23 protein-coding genes are annotated in these 18,060 nt (G+C 69.1%); 20 read left to right on the forward strand and 3 right to left on the reverse strand.

What is annotated here, in order from left to right:
* Positions 1–147 precede the first annotated feature (147 nt).
* The 16 genes from rpsH to truA all read left to right on the forward strand — a co-directional run bounded on the left by rpsH (position 148) and on the right by truA (position 10,245).
* Positions 148–546, forward strand: coding sequence for a 30S ribosomal protein S8 (rpsH, locus tag ACFY7C_RS30260; protein WP_041130779.1), 399 nt, complete (start codon positions 148–150; stop codon positions 544–546).
* Positions 547–567: 21 nt separating this feature from the next.
* Positions 568–1,107, forward strand: coding sequence for a 50S ribosomal protein L6 (gene rplF, locus ACFY7C_RS30265; RefSeq protein WP_064069946.1), 540 nt, complete (start codon positions 568–570; stop codon positions 1,105–1,107).
* Between the two features lie 3 nt (positions 1,108–1,110).
* Positions 1,111–1,494 carry a 50S ribosomal protein L18 gene (gene rplR, locus ACFY7C_RS30270; protein WP_386863972.1) on the forward strand — a complete coding sequence of 128 codons (384 nt, stop codon included), beginning with the start codon at positions 1,111–1,113 and terminating at the stop codon, positions 1,492–1,494.
* Between the two features lie 45 nt (positions 1,495–1,539).
* Complete coding sequence (gene rpsE / locus ACFY7C_RS30275; protein WP_030201551.1) at positions 1,540–2,145, forward strand: 30S ribosomal protein S5; 606 nt, start codon at positions 1,540–1,542, stop codon at positions 2,143–2,145.
* On the forward strand, positions 2,145–2,327 hold the full coding sequence (gene rpmD / locus ACFY7C_RS30280) for a 50S ribosomal protein L30 (protein ID WP_005313525.1): 183 nt from the start codon (positions 2,145–2,147) through the stop codon (positions 2,325–2,327). Before rpsE ends, rpmD begins: the two co-directional genes overlap by 1 nt.
* Position 2,328: 1 nt before the next feature.
* Entirely contained in the window at positions 2,329–2,784 is a 456-nt protein-coding gene (gene rplO / locus ACFY7C_RS30285) for a 50S ribosomal protein L15 (protein ID WP_389656407.1), read from the forward strand.
* A gap of 214 nt (positions 2,785–2,998) precedes the next feature.
* Positions 2,999–4,318 carry a preprotein translocase subunit SecY gene (gene secY, locus ACFY7C_RS30290; protein ID WP_389656410.1) on the forward strand — a complete coding sequence of 440 codons (1,320 nt, stop codon included), beginning with the start codon at positions 2,999–3,001 and terminating at the stop codon, positions 4,316–4,318.
* On the forward strand, positions 4,318–4,965 hold the full coding sequence (locus ACFY7C_RS30295) for an adenylate kinase (RefSeq protein ID WP_389656413.1): 648 nt from the start codon (positions 4,318–4,320) through the stop codon (positions 4,963–4,965). The genes secY and ACFY7C_RS30295 overlap by 1 nt, the downstream gene beginning before the upstream one ends.
* Before the next feature lie 97 nt (positions 4,966–5,062).
* Complete coding sequence (gene map, locus ACFY7C_RS30300) at positions 5,063–5,914, forward strand: type I methionyl aminopeptidase (RefSeq protein ID WP_389656416.1); 852 nt, start codon at positions 5,063–5,065, stop codon at positions 5,912–5,914.
* A gap of 238 nt (positions 5,915–6,152) precedes the next feature.
* The gene (infA, locus tag ACFY7C_RS30305) at positions 6,153–6,374 is read left to right on the forward strand and encodes a translation initiation factor IF-1 (RefSeq protein WP_003956442.1); all 222 of its coding nucleotides are present in this window, start codon (positions 6,153–6,155) and stop codon (positions 6,372–6,374) included.
* Positions 6,375–6,437: 63 nt separating this feature from the next.
* Positions 6,438–6,551: a 50S ribosomal protein L36 gene (gene rpmJ / locus ACFY7C_RS30310; RefSeq protein WP_003956441.1), complete on the forward strand. Its 114-nt coding sequence runs from the start codon at positions 6,438–6,440 to the stop codon at positions 6,549–6,551.
* Between the two features lie 188 nt (positions 6,552–6,739).
* Positions 6,740–7,120, forward strand: coding sequence for a 30S ribosomal protein S13 (gene rpsM / locus ACFY7C_RS30315; protein ID WP_389656419.1), 381 nt, complete (start codon positions 6,740–6,742; stop codon positions 7,118–7,120).
* Positions 7,121–7,185: 65 nt separating this feature from the next.
* Positions 7,186–7,590 carry a 30S ribosomal protein S11 gene (gene rpsK, locus ACFY7C_RS30320; RefSeq protein ID WP_017949643.1) on the forward strand — a complete coding sequence of 135 codons (405 nt, stop codon included), beginning with the start codon at positions 7,186–7,188 and terminating at the stop codon, positions 7,588–7,590.
* A gap of 127 nt (positions 7,591–7,717) precedes the next feature.
* Positions 7,718–8,740 carry a DNA-directed RNA polymerase subunit alpha gene (locus ACFY7C_RS30325; protein WP_003966937.1) on the forward strand — a complete coding sequence of 341 codons (1,023 nt, stop codon included), beginning with the start codon at positions 7,718–7,720 and terminating at the stop codon, positions 8,738–8,740.
* A gap of 80 nt (positions 8,741–8,820) precedes the next feature.
* Positions 8,821–9,294, forward strand: coding sequence for a 50S ribosomal protein L17 (gene rplQ / locus ACFY7C_RS30330; RefSeq protein WP_389656422.1), 474 nt, complete (start codon positions 8,821–8,823; stop codon positions 9,292–9,294).
* Positions 9,295–9,378: 84 nt separating this feature from the next.
* Positions 9,379–10,245: a tRNA pseudouridine(38-40) synthase TruA gene (gene truA, locus ACFY7C_RS30335; RefSeq protein ID WP_389656425.1), complete on the forward strand. Its 867-nt coding sequence runs from the start codon at positions 9,379–9,381 to the stop codon at positions 10,243–10,245.
* Between the two features lie 195 nt (positions 10,246–10,440).
* Here truA and ACFY7C_RS30340 read toward each other — a convergent pair whose 3' ends face one another.
* Positions 10,441–11,400, reverse strand: coding sequence for a hypothetical protein (locus tag ACFY7C_RS30340; protein WP_389656428.1), 960 nt, complete (start codon positions 11,398–11,400; stop codon positions 10,441–10,443).
* Between the two features lie 56 nt (positions 11,401–11,456).
* Here ACFY7C_RS30340 and ACFY7C_RS30345 point away from each other — a divergent pair, with 56 nt between their 5' ends.
* The 4 genes from ACFY7C_RS30345 (at position 11,457) to glmM (ending at position 15,881) form a co-directional block, all read left to right on the forward strand.
* On the forward strand, positions 11,457–13,079 hold the full coding sequence (locus tag ACFY7C_RS30345; RefSeq protein ID WP_389656431.1) for an ABC-F family ATP-binding cassette domain-containing protein: 1,623 nt from the start codon (positions 11,457–11,459) through the stop codon (positions 13,077–13,079).
* Between the two features lie 267 nt (positions 13,080–13,346).
* Positions 13,347–13,790, forward strand: coding sequence for a 50S ribosomal protein L13 (rplM, locus tag ACFY7C_RS30350; RefSeq protein ID WP_389656434.1), 444 nt, complete (start codon positions 13,347–13,349; stop codon positions 13,788–13,790).
* 42 nt (positions 13,791–13,832) lie between these two features.
* Positions 13,833–14,345, forward strand: coding sequence for a 30S ribosomal protein S9 (gene rpsI / locus ACFY7C_RS30355; RefSeq protein ID WP_389656437.1), 513 nt, complete (start codon positions 13,833–13,835; stop codon positions 14,343–14,345).
* 168 nt (positions 14,346–14,513) lie between these two features.
* Complete coding sequence (gene glmM / locus ACFY7C_RS30360; RefSeq protein ID WP_389656440.1) at positions 14,514–15,881, forward strand: phosphoglucosamine mutase; 1,368 nt, start codon at positions 14,514–14,516, stop codon at positions 15,879–15,881.
* Positions 15,882–16,012: 131 nt separating this feature from the next.
* Here glmM and ACFY7C_RS30365 read toward each other — a convergent pair whose 3' ends face one another.
* Positions 16,013–16,963: a DUF389 domain-containing protein gene (locus ACFY7C_RS30365; protein WP_389656443.1), complete on the reverse strand. Its 951-nt coding sequence runs from the start codon at positions 16,961–16,963 to the stop codon at positions 16,013–16,015.
* Between the two features lie 35 nt (positions 16,964–16,998).
* Complete coding sequence (gene coaA / locus ACFY7C_RS30370; protein WP_389656446.1) at positions 16,999–17,997, reverse strand: type I pantothenate kinase; 999 nt, start codon at positions 17,995–17,997, stop codon at positions 16,999–17,001.
* Positions 17,998–18,060: the final 63 nt, after the last annotated feature.

Consider the following 18,060-nt stretch of genomic DNA (forward strand, 5'->3'; position numbering starts at 1 on the left):
GCATGGCTTAGGCTTGTGGGGTTGGGCGTCCGCCGCCCGTACGACTTACTACGCCGTAGGTCCACCGCACCGCACCCGCCCCGTCTCGGATCGGGGAGAGGGATGGTGCACCAGGAAACCCCGGCGAGAGAGGCCGAAGGCCAATTCATGACCATGACTGATCCGATCGCAGACATGCTCACGCGTCTGCGTAACGCGAACTCGGCGTACCACGACTCCGTGACGATGCCGCACAGCAAGATCAAGTCCCACATCGCGGAAATCCTCCAGCAGGAGGGCTTCATCACGGGCTGGAAGGTCGAGGACGCCGAGGTCGGCAAGAACCTCGTGCTCGACCTCAAGTTCGGTCCGAACCGTGAGCGCTCCATCGCGGGCATCAAGCGGATCTCGAAGCCGGGCCTCCGGGTTTACGCGAAGTCCACCAACCTGCCGAAGGTCCTCGGCGGCCTGGGCGTGGCGATCATCTCCACGTCCCACGGTCTCCTGACCGGCCAGCAGGCTCAGAAGAAGGGCGTGGGTGGGGAAGTCCTCGCCTACGTCTGGTAGTCGGGAACGGAGGAAAAGCCAATGTCGCGTATCGGCAAGCTCCCCATCACGGTTCCCGCCGGCGTGGACGTCACCATCGAGGGCCGCACGGTCACGGTCAAGGGTTCCAAGGGAACCCTGAGCCACACCGTCGCCGCGCCGATCGAGATCGTCAAGGGTGAGGACGGCGTTCTGAACGTCACCCGCCCCAACGACGAGCGTCAGAACAAGGCCCTTCACGGCCTGTCCCGCACGCTGGTGGCCAACATGATCACCGGTGTGACCCAGGGGTACACGAAGGCGCTCGAGATCAGCGGTGTCGGTTACCGCGTGGCCGCGAAGGGCTCCAACCTGGAGTTCCAGCTCGGCTACAGCCACCCGATCCTGGTGGAGGCCCCCGAGGGGATCTCCTTCAAGGTCGAGTCGCCGACCAAGTTCTCGGTCGAGGGCATCGACAAGCAGAAGGTCGGCGAGGTCGCCGCGAACATCCGCAAGCTTCGCAAGCCCGACCCGTACAAGGCCAAGGGCGTGAAGTACGCGGGCGAGGTCATCCGCCGCAAGGTCGGAAAGGCTGGTAAGTAAGCCATGGCATACGGTGTGAAGATCGCCAAGGGCGACGCTTACAAGCGCGCTGCCAAGGCGCGCCGTCACCTGCGCATCCGTAAGAGCGTTTCGGGTACGGCGGAGCGTCCGCGCCTCGTCGTGACGCGCTCCAACCGCGGTATCACCGCGCAGGTCATCGACGACCTGAAGGGCCACACCCTGGCGTCGGCGTCCCACCTGGACGCTTCGATCCGCGGTGGCGAGGGCGACAAGTCCTCGCAGGCCAAGCAGGTCGGCGCCCTGGTCGCCGAGCGCGCCAAGGCCGCCGGCGTCGAGGCCGTCGTGTTCGACCGTGGTGGCAACAGGTACGCCGGGCGCATTGCCGCTCTGGCTGACGCCGCCCGCGAAGCCGGGCTGAAGTTCTAAGCCCCGGTTCCGGGACTAACGGACGTAACAGAGAGAGGTATTCCAATGGCTGGACCCCAGCGCCGCGGTAGCGGTGCCGGTGGCGGCGAGCGGCGGGACCGGAAGGGCCGCGACGGTGGCGCTGCCGCCGCCGAGAAGACCGCGTACGTTGAGCGCGTAGTCGCGATCAACCGCGTCGCCAAGGTTGTCAAGGGTGGTCGTCGTTTCAGCTTCACCGCGCTGGTCGTGGTGGGCGACGGTGACGGCACCGTGGGTGTCGGTTACGGCAAGGCCAAGGAGGTGCCGGCCGCCATCGCCAAGGGTGTGGAGGAGGCCAAGAAGCACTTCTTCAAGGTCCCCCGTATCCAGGGCACCATCCCGCACCCGATCCAGGGTGAGAAGGCCGCGGGCGTCGTCCTGCTCAAGCCGGCTTCCCCCGGTACCGGTGTTATCGCCGGTGGCCCGGTGCGCGCCGTGCTCGAGTGCGCCGGCGTTCACGACATCCTGTCGAAGTCGCTCGGCTCCGACAACGCGATCAACATCGTGCACGCGACCGTGGAGGCCCTGAAGGGCCTGCAGCGTCCCGAGGAGATCGCGGCCCGCCGCGGTCTGCCCCTCGAGGACGTCGCCCCCGCGGCTCTGCTCCGTGCGCGTGCCGGGGCGGGTGCGTAATGGCTCGCCTCAAGATCACGCAGACGAAGTCGTACATCGGCAGCAAGCAGAACCACCGCGACACGCTGCGTTCGCTCGGGCTCAAGCGCCTGAACGACGTGGTCGTCAAGGAGGACCGCCCCGAGTTCCGCGGAATGGTGCACACCGTCCGCCACCTCGTGACGGTCGAGGAGGTCGACTGACATGGCGGAGAACAACCCGCTGAAGGTCCACAACCTCCGTCCCGCCCCGGGCGCCAAGACCGCCAAGACCCGTGTGGGTCGTGGTGAGGCGTCGAAGGGTAAGACGGCCGGTCGTGGTACGAAGGGCACGAAGGCCCGTTACCAGGTTCCGGAGCGCTTCGAGGGTGGGCAGATGCCCCTCCACATGCGCCTCCCGAAGCTGAAGGGCTTCAAGAACCCCTTCCGCACCGAGTACCAGGTCGTGAACCTGGACAAGCTGGCCGCGCTCTACCCGCAGGGTGGCGAGGTCACGGTGGCCGATCTGGTCGCCAAGGGCGCGGTGCGCAAGAACCAGCTCGTCAAGGTCCTGGGCCAGGGCGAGATCACCGTGGCGCTGCAGGTGACGGTCGACGCCGTCTCCGGCTCCGCCAAGGAGAAGATCGCCGCCGCCGGCGGCACCGTCACCGAGCTCGTCTGAGACGACTCGATGGCCTGAACATCCCACCGGGGATGCCTCTCAAAAGGGGCATCCCCGGTTGGTCGTTCCTAGGGGGCCATGGTCGCCGGTAAGGTGGCGTCCACTGTCTAGAGTGCGTGCGGTATGCCCGCGGGTGCTCGAGACGGCAACTCTCATCGTCGAACCTCAAGACCGTCACCTCTGACGCACGTGCGCGGGGGTCGCAGGAGGCACCGTGCTCACCGCGTTCGCCCGGGCGTTCAAGACGCCCGACCTGCGCAAGAAGCTGCTCTTCACGCTCGGCATCATCGTGCTGTACCGGCTCGGGGCACACATCCCCGTCCCCGGTGTCAGCTACGAGGCCGTCCAGCAGTGTGTGGATCAGGCGAGCCAGGGCAACAACAGCCTGTTCGGCCTGGTCAACATGTTCAGTGGCGGGGCGCTGCTCCAGATCACCATCTTCGCGCTCGGCATCATGCCGTACATCACGGCGAGCATCATCCTGCAGCTGCTGACCGTCGTGATCCCCCGCCTGGAAGCCCTGAAGAAGGAGGGGCAGTCCGGCACCGCCAAGATCACGCAGTACACGCGTTATCTGACGGTCGCCCTCGCCATCCTCCAGGGCACCGGCCTCGTCGCCACCGCCCGCACCGGCGCGCTCTTCAGCGGCTGCACGGTCGCGAACCAGGTCGTCCCGGACCAGTCGATCTTCGTCACCGTCACCATGGTCATCACCATGACCGCGGGCACCGCCGTCACCATGTGGCTCGGTGAGCTCATCACCGACCGTGGCATCGGCCAGGGCATGTCGATCCTCATGTTCATCTCGATCGCCGCCGGCTTCCCCGGCGCCCTGTGGGCCATCAAGGAGAGCGGCAAGCTCGCCAAGGGCTGGATCGAGTTCGGCACCGTCATCCTCATCGGCTTCGTCATGGTGGCCCTCGTCGTCTTCGTCGAGCAGGCCCAGCGCCGCATCCCGGTGCAGTACGCGAAGCGGATGATCGGCCGCAGGTCGTACGGCGGTACGTCCACTTACATCCCGTTGAAGGTGAACCAGGCAGGTGTGATTCCTGTCATCTTCGCGTCGTCGCTGCTCTACATCCCGGCACTCATCTCGCAGTTCTCGAACAGCACCTCCGGCTGGAAGACCTGGATCGAAGCCCACTTCGTCAAGGGTGACCACCCCTACTACATCGCCACGTACTTCCTTCTGATCGTGTTCTTCGCCTTCTTCTACGTGGCGATCTCGTTCAACCCCGAGGAAGTCGCCGACAACATGAAGAAGTATGGTGGCTTCATCCCGGGTATCCGGGCTGGTCGACCTACTGCCGAGTACCTGAGCTACGTGCTCAACCGGATCACTTGGCCGGGCTCGCTGTATCTGGGTCTGATCGCTCTTGTGCCGACGATGGCGTTGGCAGGCTTCGGTGGCGCCAATGCCAACTTCCCGTTCGGCGGGACGAGCATCCTCATCATCGTGGGCGTGGGGCTCGAGACCGTGAAGCAGATCGAGAGCCAGCTCCAGCAGCGCAATTACGAAGGGTTCCTCCGCTGATGCGAATCGTCCTCGTCGGACCGCCCGGGGCCGGCAAGGGAACGCAGGCCGCGTTCCTTGCCAAGAACCTGGACATCCCGCACATCTCCACGGGCGACCTGTTCCGTGCCAACATCTCGCAGGGCACGGAGCTGGGGCGCAAGGCGAAGGCGTTCATGGACGCCGGTGACCTCGTACCGGACGAGGTGACCATCGGGATGGCCAAGGACCGCATGGAGCAGGACGACGCCGCCAACGGCTTCCTGCTCGACGGGTTCCCGCGCAACGTGGCCCAGGCCGAGGCTCTGGATGTGGTCCTCAAGGCCGAGGACATGCAGCTGGACGCGGTCCTGGACCTGGAGGTCCCCGAGGACGAGGTCGTGAAGCGGATCGCGGGCCGCCGCATCTGCCGCAACGACTCCTCGCACGTGTTCCACGTGACGTACAACGCTCCGAAGGCCGAGGGCGTCTGCGACGTCTGCGGCGGCGAGCTGTTCCAGCGCGACGACGACTCCGAGGAGACCGTCCGCCGGCGCCTGGAGGTCTACCACACGCAGACCGAGCCGATCATCGACTACTACCGGGCGCAGAACCTGGTCGTGACGATCTCGGCGCTCGGCAAGGTGGACGAGGTCACGGCGCGTGCGATGGCCGCGCTGAAGAAGTAACCCACGGTTGGTGCGATACGGCCGCGGTGCCCGGGAAGGGCGCCGCGGCCGTATCGTTGTTCTGACCCCGTACACGCAAGGAAAGGCCCTCGCCACGATGGTGCAGATCAAGACCCCCGAGCAGATCGCGAAGATGCGCGAGGCGGGGCTGGTCGTCGCGGCCATCCACGCGGCGACGCGCGAGGCGGCGGTGCCGGGGGCGACCACCCGGGATCTGGACGAGGTCGCCCGCAAGGTGATCGCCGACCACGGCGCGAAGTCGAACTTCCTCGGGTACGGCGGCTTCCCCGCCACCATCTGCACCTCGGTGAACGAGGTCGTCGTCCACGGCATCCCGGACGAGAAGACCGTCCTCAAGGACGGCGACATCATCTCCATTGACTGCGGCGCCATCGTCGACGGCTGGCACGGCGACGCGGCGTACACGGCCTTCGTGGGCACCGGCCACGCGCCGGAGCTGGTCGAGCTGTCACGGGTGACGGAGGAGTCGATGTGGGCCGGCATCGCGGCGATGCGGCTCGGCAACCGCCTGGTCGACATCTCCAAGGCGATCGAGACGTACATCAAGCGCCAGCCGCGCCCGGCGGTCGGTGACCACAGCCTGGGCCGCTACGGGATCATCGAGGACTACGGCGGCCACGGCATCGGCACCGAGATGCACATGGACCCGCACCTGCTGAACTACGTCTCCCGCAAGCGCGGCAAGGGCCCGAAGCTGGTCCCCGGCTTCTGCCTGGCCATCGAGCCCATGGTCTCCCTCGGCACCCCGAAGACCGAGGTCCTCGCCGACGACTGGACCGTCATCACCACCGACGGCACCTGGTCCTCCCACTGGGAACACAGCGTCGCCCTCACCGAGGCCGGCCCCCTGGTCCTGACGGCGGTCGACGGCGGCAAGGCGAAGCTCGCGGAGCTGGGCGTCGAGGCGGCGCCGGACCCGCTGGCGTAGATGGCCCGGATCCGCTGGCGTAGCGGGGCGCCCCGGCGCGGCGGCCGGTCCGCGGAGGCCCCGCCGCCGGCTCGCCCCGGGGCGCCCCGGCGGCGTAACGATCTCCCTCGGTGGGCACACTTCCCGGATTCGTCTTTTCCAGGTGCCTGACGTAGACTGATGCGTCGGCTCTCGTGTACCCGTGTGTCCGCATGCGGTGGCGAGAGTCGATCAAGGTAGCCGATTCGAAAGGCGAAGCGTGGCCAAGAAGCAAGGTGCCATCGAAATCGAGGGCACCGTGATCGAGTCCCTCCCGAACGCCATGTTCAAGGTGGAGCTCCAGAACGGTCACAAGGTCCTCGCGCACATCTCCGGCAAGATGCGGATGCACTACATCCGTATCCTCCCGGACGACCGGGTCGTCGTGGAGCTGTCTCCGTACGACCTGACGCGTGGCCGGATCGTCTACCGGTACAAGTAGATCTTGCCCGCACCCCGCCTCCGCGCGCGGGTGGTGGCACTGACCCGGAGAACCTCACATCCCATGAAGGTCAAGCCGAGCGTCAAGAAGATCTGCGACAAGTGCAAGGTGATCCGCCGCCACGGCCGGGTCATGGTCATCTGCGACAACCTGCGCCACAAGCAGCGCCAGGGCTGACGCACGCCGACCTACCTGCATCTCGCAGTTTCTTCGCGCGACGCATAGCGATACGTACATACGCAGAACCCGCCCAGCCCGTTCAGGGTCGGCGACACCTCCGGCGGGGGCCGGGGACCCGATTCGTACCTCGTACGGCGGTCGGGAGCGGTTCTGCGGCAGACCCCCGAGAACACAGGAGCCATTGAATGGCACGCGTTTCCGGTGTTGACATCCCGCGTGAAAAGCGTGTGGTGGTCGCACTCACCTACGTCTTCGGTATCGGGCGCACCCGGTCCGAGGAGATCCTCGCCGCTACCGGCGTGAACCCGTCCACCCGTGTCCGCGACCTCGGCGAGGACGACCTCGTCAAGATCCGCGAGTACGTGGACGCCAACCTCCAGACCGAGGGTGACCTCCGCCGCGAGATCGCGGCCGACATCCGCCGCAAGGTCGAGATCGGCTGCTACCAGGGTCTGCGTCACCGTCGTGGCCTGCCCGTCCGCGGTCAGCGCACCAGCACGAACGCTCGTACCCGCAAGGGCCCGCGTCGCGCCATCGCCGGCAAGAAGAAGCCGGGCAAGAAGTAGTCCACAGCGGACACCTGTCCACGGTCTTCGCTGTAGGACCGACCACCTCCCGTAGGAGAAAATAGATGCCCCCCAAGGGACGTCAGGGCGCCGTCAAGAAGGTGCGCCGCAAGGAAAAGAAGAACGTCGCTCACGGCCACGCGCACATCAAGAGCACGTTCAACAACACGATCGTCTCGATCACGGACCCCTCGGGCAACGTGATCTCCTGGGCCTCCGCCGGCCACGTCGGCTTCAAGGGCTCGCGCAAGTCCACCCCCTTCGCCGCGCAGATGGCCGCCGAGTCGGCCGCCCGCCGCGCGCAGGAGCACGGCATGCGCAAGGTCGACGTCTTCGTCAAGGGTCCCGGCTCCGGCCGTGAGACCGCGATCCGCTCCCTCCAGGCCACCGGCCTCGAGGTCGGCTCGATCCAGGACGTCACCCCCACCCCGCACAACGGCTGCCGCCCGCCGAAGCGCCGCCGCGTCTGACGCAGCGACGCCTGTGCGTCTTTGAGTGTCCGGGCGGTACGGCTCCGAAAGGGGCCGTGCCGCCCGTACCCTTGCAGTACCTGTAGGACGTCAAATAGTGGGCGTCCACGACTGAAGGAACACAGACATGCTTATCGCTCAGCGTCCTTCGCTGACCGAAGAGGTCGTCGACGAGTTCCGCTCCCGGTTCGTCATCGAGCCGCTGGAGCCGGGCTTCGGCTACACCCTCGGCAACTCCCTCCGCCGCACCCTCCTGTCGTCGATCCCCGGCGCTGCTGTCACCAGCATCCGCATCGACGGCGTCCTGCACGAGTTCACCACCGTGCCGGGCGTCAAGGAGGACGTCACCGACCTCATCCTGAACATCAAGCAGCTGGTCGTCTCCTCGGAGCACGACGAGCCGGTCGTGATGTACCTGCGCAAGCAGGGCCCGGGTCTGGTCACCGCCGCCGACATCGCGCCCCCGGCCGGTGTCGAGGTGCACAACCCCGACCTCGTGCTCGCCACGCTCAACGGCAAGGGCAAGCTGGAGATGGAGCTGACCGTCGAGCGCGGTCGCGGCTACGTCTCCGCCGTGCAGAACAAGCAGGTGGGCCAGGAGATCGGCCGTATCCCGGTCGACTCCATCTACTCGCCGGTTCTCAAGGTCACCTACAAGGTCGAGGCGACCCGAGTCGAGCAGCGCACCGACTTCGACAAGCTGATCGTCGACGTCGAGACCAAGCAGGCCATGCGCCCGCGTGACGCCATGGCGTCCGCCGGCAAGACCCTGGTCGAGCTGTTCGGTCTGGCCCGCGAGCTCAACATCGACGCCGAGGGCATCGACATGGGCCCGTCCCCGACGGACGCCGCCCTCGCCGCCGACCTGGCGCTGCCGATCGAGGAGCTGGAGCTCACCGTTCGGTCCTACAACTGCCTCAAGCGTGAGGGCATCCACTCCGTGGGTGAGCTCGTGGCGCGCTCCGAGGCCGACCTGCTCGACATCCGCAACTTCGGTGCGAAGTCGATCGACGAGGTCAAGGCGAAGCTGGCCGGCATGGGCCTGGCCCTCAAGGACAGCCCGCCCGGATTCGACCCGACCGCCGCCGCCGACGCCTTCGGCGCCGACGACGACGCGGACGCGGGCTTCGTCGAGACCGAGCAGTACTGATAGCTGCCCGTAGGCATCCGCCTGCGGGGCCCTGACACCGGTACCTGATACGGCCGGTGCAGATCTCAAGGAGAAACACCATGCCGCGTCCCGCTAAGGGCGCCCGCCTCGGCGGCTCCGCCGCGCACGAGAAGCTGCTCCTCGCCAACCTGGCGAAGTCGCTCTTCGAGCACGGCCGCATCACCACGACCGAGGCCAAGGCCCGCCGCCTGCGTCCGGTCGCCGAGCGCCTGATCACCAAGGCGAAGAAGGGCGACATCCACAACCGTCGCCTGGTGCTGCAGACGATCACGGACAAGGGCATCGTCCACACGCTCTTCACCGAGATCGCTCCGCGCTACGCCGAGCGTCCGGGTGGCTACACCCGCATCACCAAGATCGGCAACCGTCGTGGCGACAACGCCCCGATGGCCGTGATCGAGCTGGTCGAGGGCGAGATCGCCAAGAAGGCGACCGTCGCCGAGGCCGAGGCCGCCACCAAGCGCGCCGTCAAGGAGGCCGACGAGGCCCCCAAGGCCGAGGAGACCAAGGCCGAGGACGCGCAGGACGCCTGAGCGTTCTGACGTTCCCGTCTCGTGTGCGGGCCCGCATCCCCAGGGGTGCGGGCCCGTTCCCGTGTGTTTGAGAGGATTTACGGCGTGACTGACCAGCGTGACGACGTGCGGCCCGGCTTTGTACGCGTACGGCTCGACCTGTCGTACGACGGCAAGGACTTCTCCGGCTGGGCCAAGCAGGCCCGCGGGCAGCGGACCGTCCAGGGCGAGATCGAGGACGCCCTGCGCACCGTCACCCGCTCCCAGGAGACGTACGAGCTGACCGTCGCCGGCCGCACCGACGCCGGTGTGCACGCCCGCGGCCAGGTCGCGCACGTCGACCTGCCGGTGACCCTGTGGGAGGAGCACCGCGAGAAGCTGCTCAGGCGGCTCGCCGGGCGACTCCCGCACGACGTGCGGGTGTGGAGCGTGGCCGAGGCGCCCGCGGGCTTCAACGCCCGTTTCTCGGCGATCTGGCGCCGCTACGCCTACCGGGTCACCGACCACCCCGGCGGGGTGGACCCGCTGCTGCGCGGACACGTCCTGTGGCACGACTGGGCGCTCGACATGGACGCCATGAACGCCGCCGCCGAGCGGCTCGTCGGCGAGCACGACTTCGCCGCCTACTGCAAGAAGCGCGACGGCGCCACCACCATCCGCACCCTCCAGGAGCTGCGCTGGCGGCGCCGCCCCGACGGCATCCTGGAGGCCACGGTCAAGGCCGACGCCTTCTGCCACAACATGGTCCGCTCGCTGGTCGGCGCCCTGCTGTTCGTCGGCGACGGCCACCGGCCGGTGGAGTGGCCGGGCAAGGTGCTGGCCGCGGGCGTACGGGACTCGGCCGTCCACGTCGTCCGGCCGCACGGCCTCACCCTCGAGGAGGTCGGCTACCCCGCCGACGACCAGCTCGCCGCCCGCAGCCGCGAGGCCCGCAACAAGCGGTCACTTCCCGGGAGCGCCGGCTGCTGCTGAGGTCACTCGCCGGGGGCGCCGGCTGCTGTTGAGGCCTGGGCGCGGCCGCGGGCGTAGATCTGGGCTGTCCTTCTCGACGCAGCCCTCGCGGGCTCGGCGCCTGGGCGCCTCACAAGCTTCGGCCTGCTGCGGCGGACTCCGTCCGCCGGGCGGTGGCCCTGCCGCCGCCGCAGCCGGGAGGCCCGCAACAAGCGGTCACTCGCCGGGGGCGCCGGCTGCTGTTGAGGCCTGGGCGCGGCCGCGGGCGTAGATCTGGTTGAAGGAGAAGGTGCCGAGGTCGTCGGCGGTCTGGAAGACGGGCTGGTCGGCCGTGGTGACCTTCTTGCCATTGGTGAAGCCGGTCTGGGTCAGGTACACGTAGCGGCCGATCGAGTTGGTGCGCCGCAGGCACACCGTCTTGCGGCAGAAGTCGCCGACGCCCGCGCCGGCGAGCGGTGCGATGCCGCCGCTCGCCTGCTTCTTCGCCTTCGTGGCCTGCTCGTCGGTGGGGAAGACGGCGATGCCGACGGTGACGGCGACGCCGTCCTTCACATAGGTGGCGCGGATCACCCGCGTGCAGCCGTTGTTCTTCAGGACCTGGCCGAGGCCGCCCTGGGAGACCGCCGCGCAGTTGTTCGTGGAGGAGGTCGCGCCCTTCTGGTAGGCGCGGCCGTTCATGGTCAGCTTCTTGCCCGGGAAGAGGCCCTCGGCGCTCAGCGGCGCCTTGTCCTTCTTCGCGTCGGAGATGAAGTCCATCGGGTCCGGCGGCGGCAGCGGGGCGACCGAGGAGAACGTGGGCGCGGGGCTCGCGGTGTCGGTCGGGGCGGCGGAGCCGGTCGCGGTGGGGCCGCCGTTCTTCGCCTGGTCGTTGCTCTTGTTGGTGGCGACGACGGCGGTGGCGACGACCGCTCCCACGGCGAGTGCGGCGACGGCCGCGCCGCCGATCATCAGCCAGCGCTTGCGCTTGCCCCGGGCCTCGGAGGCCTCGGCGAGGGCGCCCCAGTCGGGGGTGTGGGCGGCCTGGGCGCCCGGGAACGGGTCCGGCTGCTGCTGCCCGTACGCCGGCTGCTGCGGCGGTGGATACCCGTATCCGTACGGCTGCTGCTGCGGGTAGCCGTACCCGTACCCCTGCTGTCCCTGCTGCTCGCCGCCCGGCTGCGGTCCCCCAAAGCTCATGCCGCGCATCCTAATCCGCTTGGGATCCCGGGCCGGCGGCGGTGACAATGCCCTCCATGGGACATGTCGAAGCCGCGCACCTCGAGTACTACCTGCCGGACGGGAGGGTGCTCCTGGGCGACGCCTCCTTCCGGGTCGGCGAGGGCGCCGTGGTCGCCCTGGTCGGCGCGAACGGGGCGGGCAAGACGACCCTGCTCCGGCTGATCTCGGGGGAGCTCCAGCCGCACGGCGGCACCGTCACCGTCAGCGGCGGCCTCGGCGTGATGCCGCAGTTCATCGGCTCGGTGCGGGACGAGTCCACCGTCCGTGACCTGCTGGTGTCCGTCGCCCCGGCGCGCATCCGCCAGGCCGCGAAGGCGGTCGACGAGGCCGAGCACCGGATCATGACGGTCGACGACGAGGCCGCGCAGATGGCGTACGCGCAGGCGCTGAGCGACTGGGCCGAGGTGCAGGGGTACGAGTTCGAGACCCTGTGGGACATGTGCACCATGGCCGCGATGGGCGTGCCGTACGACAAGGCGCAGTTCCGGCAGGTGCGCACGCTCAGCGGCGGCGAGCAGAAGCGGCTGGTCCTGGAGTACCTGCTGCGCGGGACCGACGAGGTGCTGCTGCTCGACGAGCCGGACAACTATCTGGACGTGCCCGGCAAGCGGTGGCTGGAGGAGCGGCTGCGGGAGACCCGCAAGACCGTGCTGTTCATCTCCCACGACCGGGAGCTGCTCGCCCGTGCGGCGCAGAAGATCGTGGCCGTGGAGCCTGGCCCGGCCGGGTCGGACGTGTGGGTCCACGGCGGCGGCTTCGACACCTTCCACGAGGCGCGGCGGGAGCGGTTCGCCCGCTTCGAGGAGCTGAAGCGTCGCTGGGAGGAGAAGCACGCGCAGCTGAAGAAGCTGGTGGTCACGCTGCGGCAGGCGGCCGCGGTCAGCCACGAGATGGCCTCGCGGTACGCGGCGGCGCAGACCCGGCTGCGGAAGTTCGAGGAGGCCGGTCCGCCGCCGGAGCCGCCGCGCGAGCAGGACATCCGGATGCGGCTGCGCGGCGGCCGGACCGGGGTCCGGGCGGTGACCTGCGAGAACCTGGAGCTCACTGGGCTGATGAAGCCGTTCTCCCTGGAGATCTTCTACGGGGAGCGGGTGGCCGTGCTCGGCTCGAACGGGTCCGGCAAGTCGCACTTCCTGCGGCTGCTGGCCGGCGACGGGAGCGTGGCCCACACGGGCACGTGGAAGCTGGGCGCCCGGGTGGTGCCCGGCCACTTCGCCCAGACCCACGCCCACCCCGAGCTCTTCGGCCGGTCACTGGTGGACATCCTGTGGACCGAGCACGCCAAGGACCGGGGCGGGGCGATGTCGGTGCTGCGGCGCTACGAGCTGGAGCGCCAGGGCGACCAGCCCTTCGAGAAGCTCTCCGGCGGCCAGCAGGCCCGCTTCCAGATCCTCCTCCTGGAGCTGGCCGGCACGACCGCCCTCCTCCTGGACGAGCCGACGGACAACCTGGACCTGGAGTCGGCGGAGGCCCTCCAGGACGGCCTGGAGTCCTACGACGGCACGGTCCTGGCCGTCACCCACGACCGCTGGTTCGCGAAGAGCTTCGACCGCTACCTGGTCTTCGGCTCGGACGGTGTGGTCCGGGAGACGCCGGAGCCCGTGTGGGACGAGCGGCGGGTGGAGCGCGCGCGGTGACCTGGGGCCGGGGGCCTGGGGTCTGAGGCCCGGGGCCGGGGCCCGAGGGCTCCCGGCATTTTGACCGGCCGGGGGTGGCGCGGGTACCGTAGCCGTTTGTTATGCGTATCGGCTTCGTCGTTCTCACGCGAAGGGGCCCTACGCAGGTTCCCTGGAGCAGTTACCAGTGGCTCGCATACGGGCGGTGTCCCGGCAGTGTGGGCCCCAGCTGCATGATCGCTTCAGGTGTGTCTGGACTCCATCCACTGAAGAAGCGAAGGCTACGAAGTGCGTACGTACAGCCCCAAGCCCGGCGATGTCACTCGCCAGTGGCACATCATCGACGCGCGGGACATCGTCCTGGGCCGTCTGGCGACGACGGCTGCGAACCTCCTGCGAGGCAAGCACAAGCCCGTCTACGCGCCGCACATGGACATGGGCGACTTCGTCATCATCATCAACGCTGACAAGGTCCACCTGTCCGGCAACAAGAAGACCCAGAAGATGGCCTACCGCCACTCTGGCTACCCGGGTGGTCTGCGCTCCGTCCGTTACGACGAGCTGCTGGACAAGAACCCCGAGAAGGCCGTCGAGAAGGCCGTCAAGGGCATGCTCCCGAAGAACACCCTGGGCCGTCAGATGATCTCGAAGCTCAAGGTCTACGCGGGTGAGAACCACCCGCACGCTGCTCAGCAGCCGGTCCCGTTCGAGATCACCCAGGTCGCGCAGTAATTCCGGCCACCCCCTAAGAACGAAAGAAATCTGAGGAGCATCGTGGCCGAGACCACCCCCGAGACCCCCGTCGACGAGTTCGAGGGCGTCGAGGAGTACACCACCGAGACCGAGACCGTCGAGGGCGACTACACCTCCGAGTCCCTCGCGTCCCGCTTCGGCGACCCGCAGCCGGCCGCCGGCCTGGGCCGTCGCAAGAACGCCATCGCCCGCGTCCGGATCGTTCCGGGCACCGGCAAGTGGAAGATCAACGGTCGCACCCTCGAGGACTACTTCCCGAACAAGGTGCACCAGCAGGAAGTCAACGAGCCCTTCAAGGTGCTCGAGCTCGACAACCGCTACGACGTCATCGCCCGCATCGCGGGTGGCGGCGTCTCCGGCCAGGCCGGCGCCCTGCGCCTCGGCGTGGCCCGCGCCCTCAACGAGGCGGACGTGGAGAACAACCGCGGCCCGCTGAAGAAGGCCGGCTTCCTCTCCCGCGACGACCGTGCGGTCGAGCGCAAGAAGGCCGGTCTCAAGAAGGCCCGCAAGGCCCCGCAGTACAGCAAGCGCTAATCGCCTGCTCGGTCTGCTTGGTCCGTACGCCCCGGCGGCACTGCTCGTGCTGCCGGGGCGTACGGCTTTTTCACATCTTGCTTTCATAATCTTGAGCACACCCTGGACGTCCCCTCGGGCATCGCACGTGCAGGGGATCGCATTTCGGAGCAATCTCGGAGGACAGCTGTGGGACGACTCTTCGGCACGGACGGGGTACGCGGCGTGGCCAACGCGGACCTGACGGCGGAGCTGGCGCTCGGCCTGTCGGTCGCGGCCGCGCACGTGCTCGCCGAGGCGGGCACCTTCGAAGGGCATCGGCCGACCGCTGTGGTGGGGCGCGACCCGCGCGCCTCGGGAGAGTTCCTGGAAGCCGCCGTCGTGGCGGGCCTCGCCAGCGCCGGTGTGGACGTGCTGCGCGTCGGCGTGCTGCCCACCCCGGCCGTGGCGTACCTCACCGGCGCGCTCGGCGCCGACCTCGGCGTGATGCTGTCCGCCTCGCACAACGCCATGCCGGACAACGGGATCAAGTTCTTCGCCCGCGGCGGCCACAAGCTCGCCGACGAGCTGGAGGACCGCATCGAGGCCGTCTACGAGGAGCACCGCACCGGCGCCCCCTGGGACCGGCCCACCGGCGCGGGCGTCGGCCGGGTCCGTGACTACGACGAGGGCTTCGACAAATACGTCGCCCATCTGATCGCCGTCCTCCCCAACCGGCTCGACGGGCTGAAGATCGTCCTCGACGAGGCCCACGGCGCCGCCGCCCGCGTCTCGCCCGAGGCCTTCGCCCGGGCCGGCGCCCAGGTCGTCACCATCGGCGCCCAGCCCGACGGCCTCAACATCAACGACGGCTGCGGCTCCACCCACCTCGGCCTGCTGAAGGCCGCCGTCGTCGAGCACGGCGCCGACTTCGGCATCGCCCACGACGGCGACGCCGACCGCTGCCTGGCCGTGGACCACCGCGGCGAGGAGGTCGACGGCGACCAGATCCTCGCGGTGCTCGCCCTCGCCATGCGCGAGGCCGGGACGCTGCGCGGCGACACGGTCGTCGCCACCGTCATGTCGAACCTCGGTTTCAAGCTGGCGATGGAGCGCGAGGGGCTCTCGCTGGTGCAGACCGCGGTCGGCGACCGCTACGTCCTGGAGTCCATGAAGGAGCACGGCTACGCCCTCGGCGGCGAGCAGTCCGGCCACGTCATCGTGCTCGACCACGCCACCACCGGCGACGGCACCCTGACCGGTCTGATGCTGGCGGCCCGGGTCGCCGCCACCGGCAGGTCCCTCGCCGAGCTCGCCGCGGTCATGGAGCGCCTGCCGCAGGTCCTGGTCAACGTGCCGGACGTGGACAAGTCCCGGGTCGGCACCTCCGCCGAGCTGGCCCACGCCGTCGCCGAGGCCGAGCGCGAGCTGGGCTCCACGGGCCGTGTGCTGCTGCGCCCCTCGGGCACCGAGCCGCTGGTGCGGGTCATGGTCGAGGCGGCCGACATCGAGCAGGCCCGGTCGGTGGCCGGGCAGCTCGCCGACGTCGTGAAGTCGGCGCTCGGACAGACCGGCTGACACGCGGCCAGCCCCGACGGCGTCTCCGCCGGGCGGCCGGGCGGCCGGGGCGGGCTGATGCGCTGACGCGCGCGCGGGCCGGATGACGACCCGTCGGCCCCCTTCCCTCGCGGAAGGGGGCCGACGGCGTCTCACGCCTTGCGGTTGCTCCGCAGCCAGTGGCCGCGCTGGGTGCGCCACAGCAGCTTCTGGGCGAAGAGGGTCACGGTGCCGGCGAGGACGATGCCCAGCAGATTGAGCAGCAGCTGCTCGACCGAGCCCCACATCTGCCCGAACTCGCCGTACGAGAGCGCCACGGCCGCGTTCGCGGCGGCCGGGACCGTCGTCACGGAGATCGCGACGCCGATCAGCGCCCCGGACTTCGTCGAGGTCAGCGACAGCGTGCCGGCCGCGCCGGCGAGCAGGGCGACGACGAAGGAGAACGGGTCCGGCTGCCAGATGAAGCCGGTGTTGGGGCGGTCGCCGTCCAGCAGATCGCGGCTGAACAGGTCGAGCCCGTCCATGCACACGCTGAACACGGTCGTCGCGCAGATCGCCGCCGCGAAGCCGACGAGCAGCGCGGTGAGCGAGCGCAGCACCAGTCTCGGGGCGCGCCGCACGATCCCCGTACAGACGCCGGCGAGCGGGCCGAACTCCGGGCCGACCGCCATCGCGCCCACGATCAGGACCGCGTTGTCGAGGACGACACCGCAGGCCGCGATCATCGTCGCCAGCATCATGAAGGCGCTGTAGGTGATGCTGAGGGTCGACTCCTCGTGGGTGGCGTCGGTCAGCTGTTCCCAGATCACCGCGTCCGCGGCCTCGCCGGGGGCCTCCTCCTCTGCCTCCTCGGCCCGCTGGGAGAGGGAGAGGTCGATGTTCTCGATGGCGATCGACCCGTCCTGGTCGATCTTCAGCTCCCGTATGCCGTGGAGCAGTTCCTGTCCGGCCTCGCGTGCCACGTCGCACAGCACGAGGTCGCCGGCCGGGTCGCGGGCGGCGCCCGGCAGGACCACCACGTGGGTGGTCCCGACCGTCCGCTCGATGAGGTCGACGGCCGCTTCGGTGCGGTCGGGCGGAACGATCAGTCGCAGATGCAGCATCCTCCGAGCTTACGGAGGCCCGGAGCCTACGGAGCTCAGAGCTTGCGGAGGCTCAGTCGCTGCACCTTGTGATCCGGTCCCTTGCGGACCACGAGCGTCGCCCGACCGCGCGTCGGGGCCACGTTCTCCAGGAGGTTGACCTTGTTGACGGTCCGCCACATCGTGCGGGCGTAGTCCAGGGCCTCCTCCTCGGAGACCTGGGTCCAGCGCCGGAAGTACGAGGACGGGTCCTGGAACGCGGTCTCGCGCAGCTTGCGGAAGCGGTTGAGGTACCAGACCTCGATGTCCTCGGGCCGGGCGTCCACGTACACGGAGAAGTCGAAGTAGTCGGCCAGACCGACCCGGGTGCGGCCGTCCTTGCCGGGCAGGGCGGGCTGGAGGACGTTCAGGCCCTCCACGATGAGGATGTCCGGACGGCGCACCACGAGCCGCTCGTCCGGGACCCGGTCGTAGATCAGGTGGGAGTAGACGGGCGCGGTGACCTCGTCCTTGCCCGCCTTGACGTCCGCGACGAAGCGGGTGAGGGCCCGGCGGTCGTACGACTCGGGGAAGCCCTTGCGGGACATCAGCCCGCGCGCCTTCAGCTCCTCCATCGGGTAGAGGAAGCCGTCGGTGGTCACCCGCTCCACCCTCGGGTGCTCGGGCCAGCGGGCCAGCAGGGCCTCCAGGAGGCGGGCCACGGTCGACTTGCCGACGGCGACCGAGCCGGCCACCCCTATGACGAACGGGGTGCCGCGCTGCTCGCCGCGCTCCCCGAGGAAGGTGTTCAGGGCGCCGCGCAGCCCGCTGGTGGCCTGCACGTACAGGTTGAGCAGCCGCGACAGCGGCAGATAGATGTCCCGCACCTCGTCGAGGTCGATGACGTCCCCGAGTCCGCGCAGCCGCTCGACCTCGTCGGCGCTGAGCGGCAGCGGAGTCTTGTCGCGCAGTGCGCTCCACTCGGCCCGCGTGAGATCGACGTACGGCGTCGGCTCGGCGGCCCGCCGGGGGCCGGCGCCGTTTCCGTTGGGGCTTCGTGGCGGCGAACTGATCACCCCGCCATTGTCGTGGGTGCGGGCCGATCGTGGGTGACCGGGGCCCGTGGGGTGGGTCACGTG

It is taken from the genome of Streptomyces sp. NPDC012769 (assembly GCF_042901205.1).
In the GTDB taxonomy this organism is placed as follows: Bacteria; Actinomycetota; Actinomycetes; order Streptomycetales; family Streptomycetaceae; genus Streptomyces.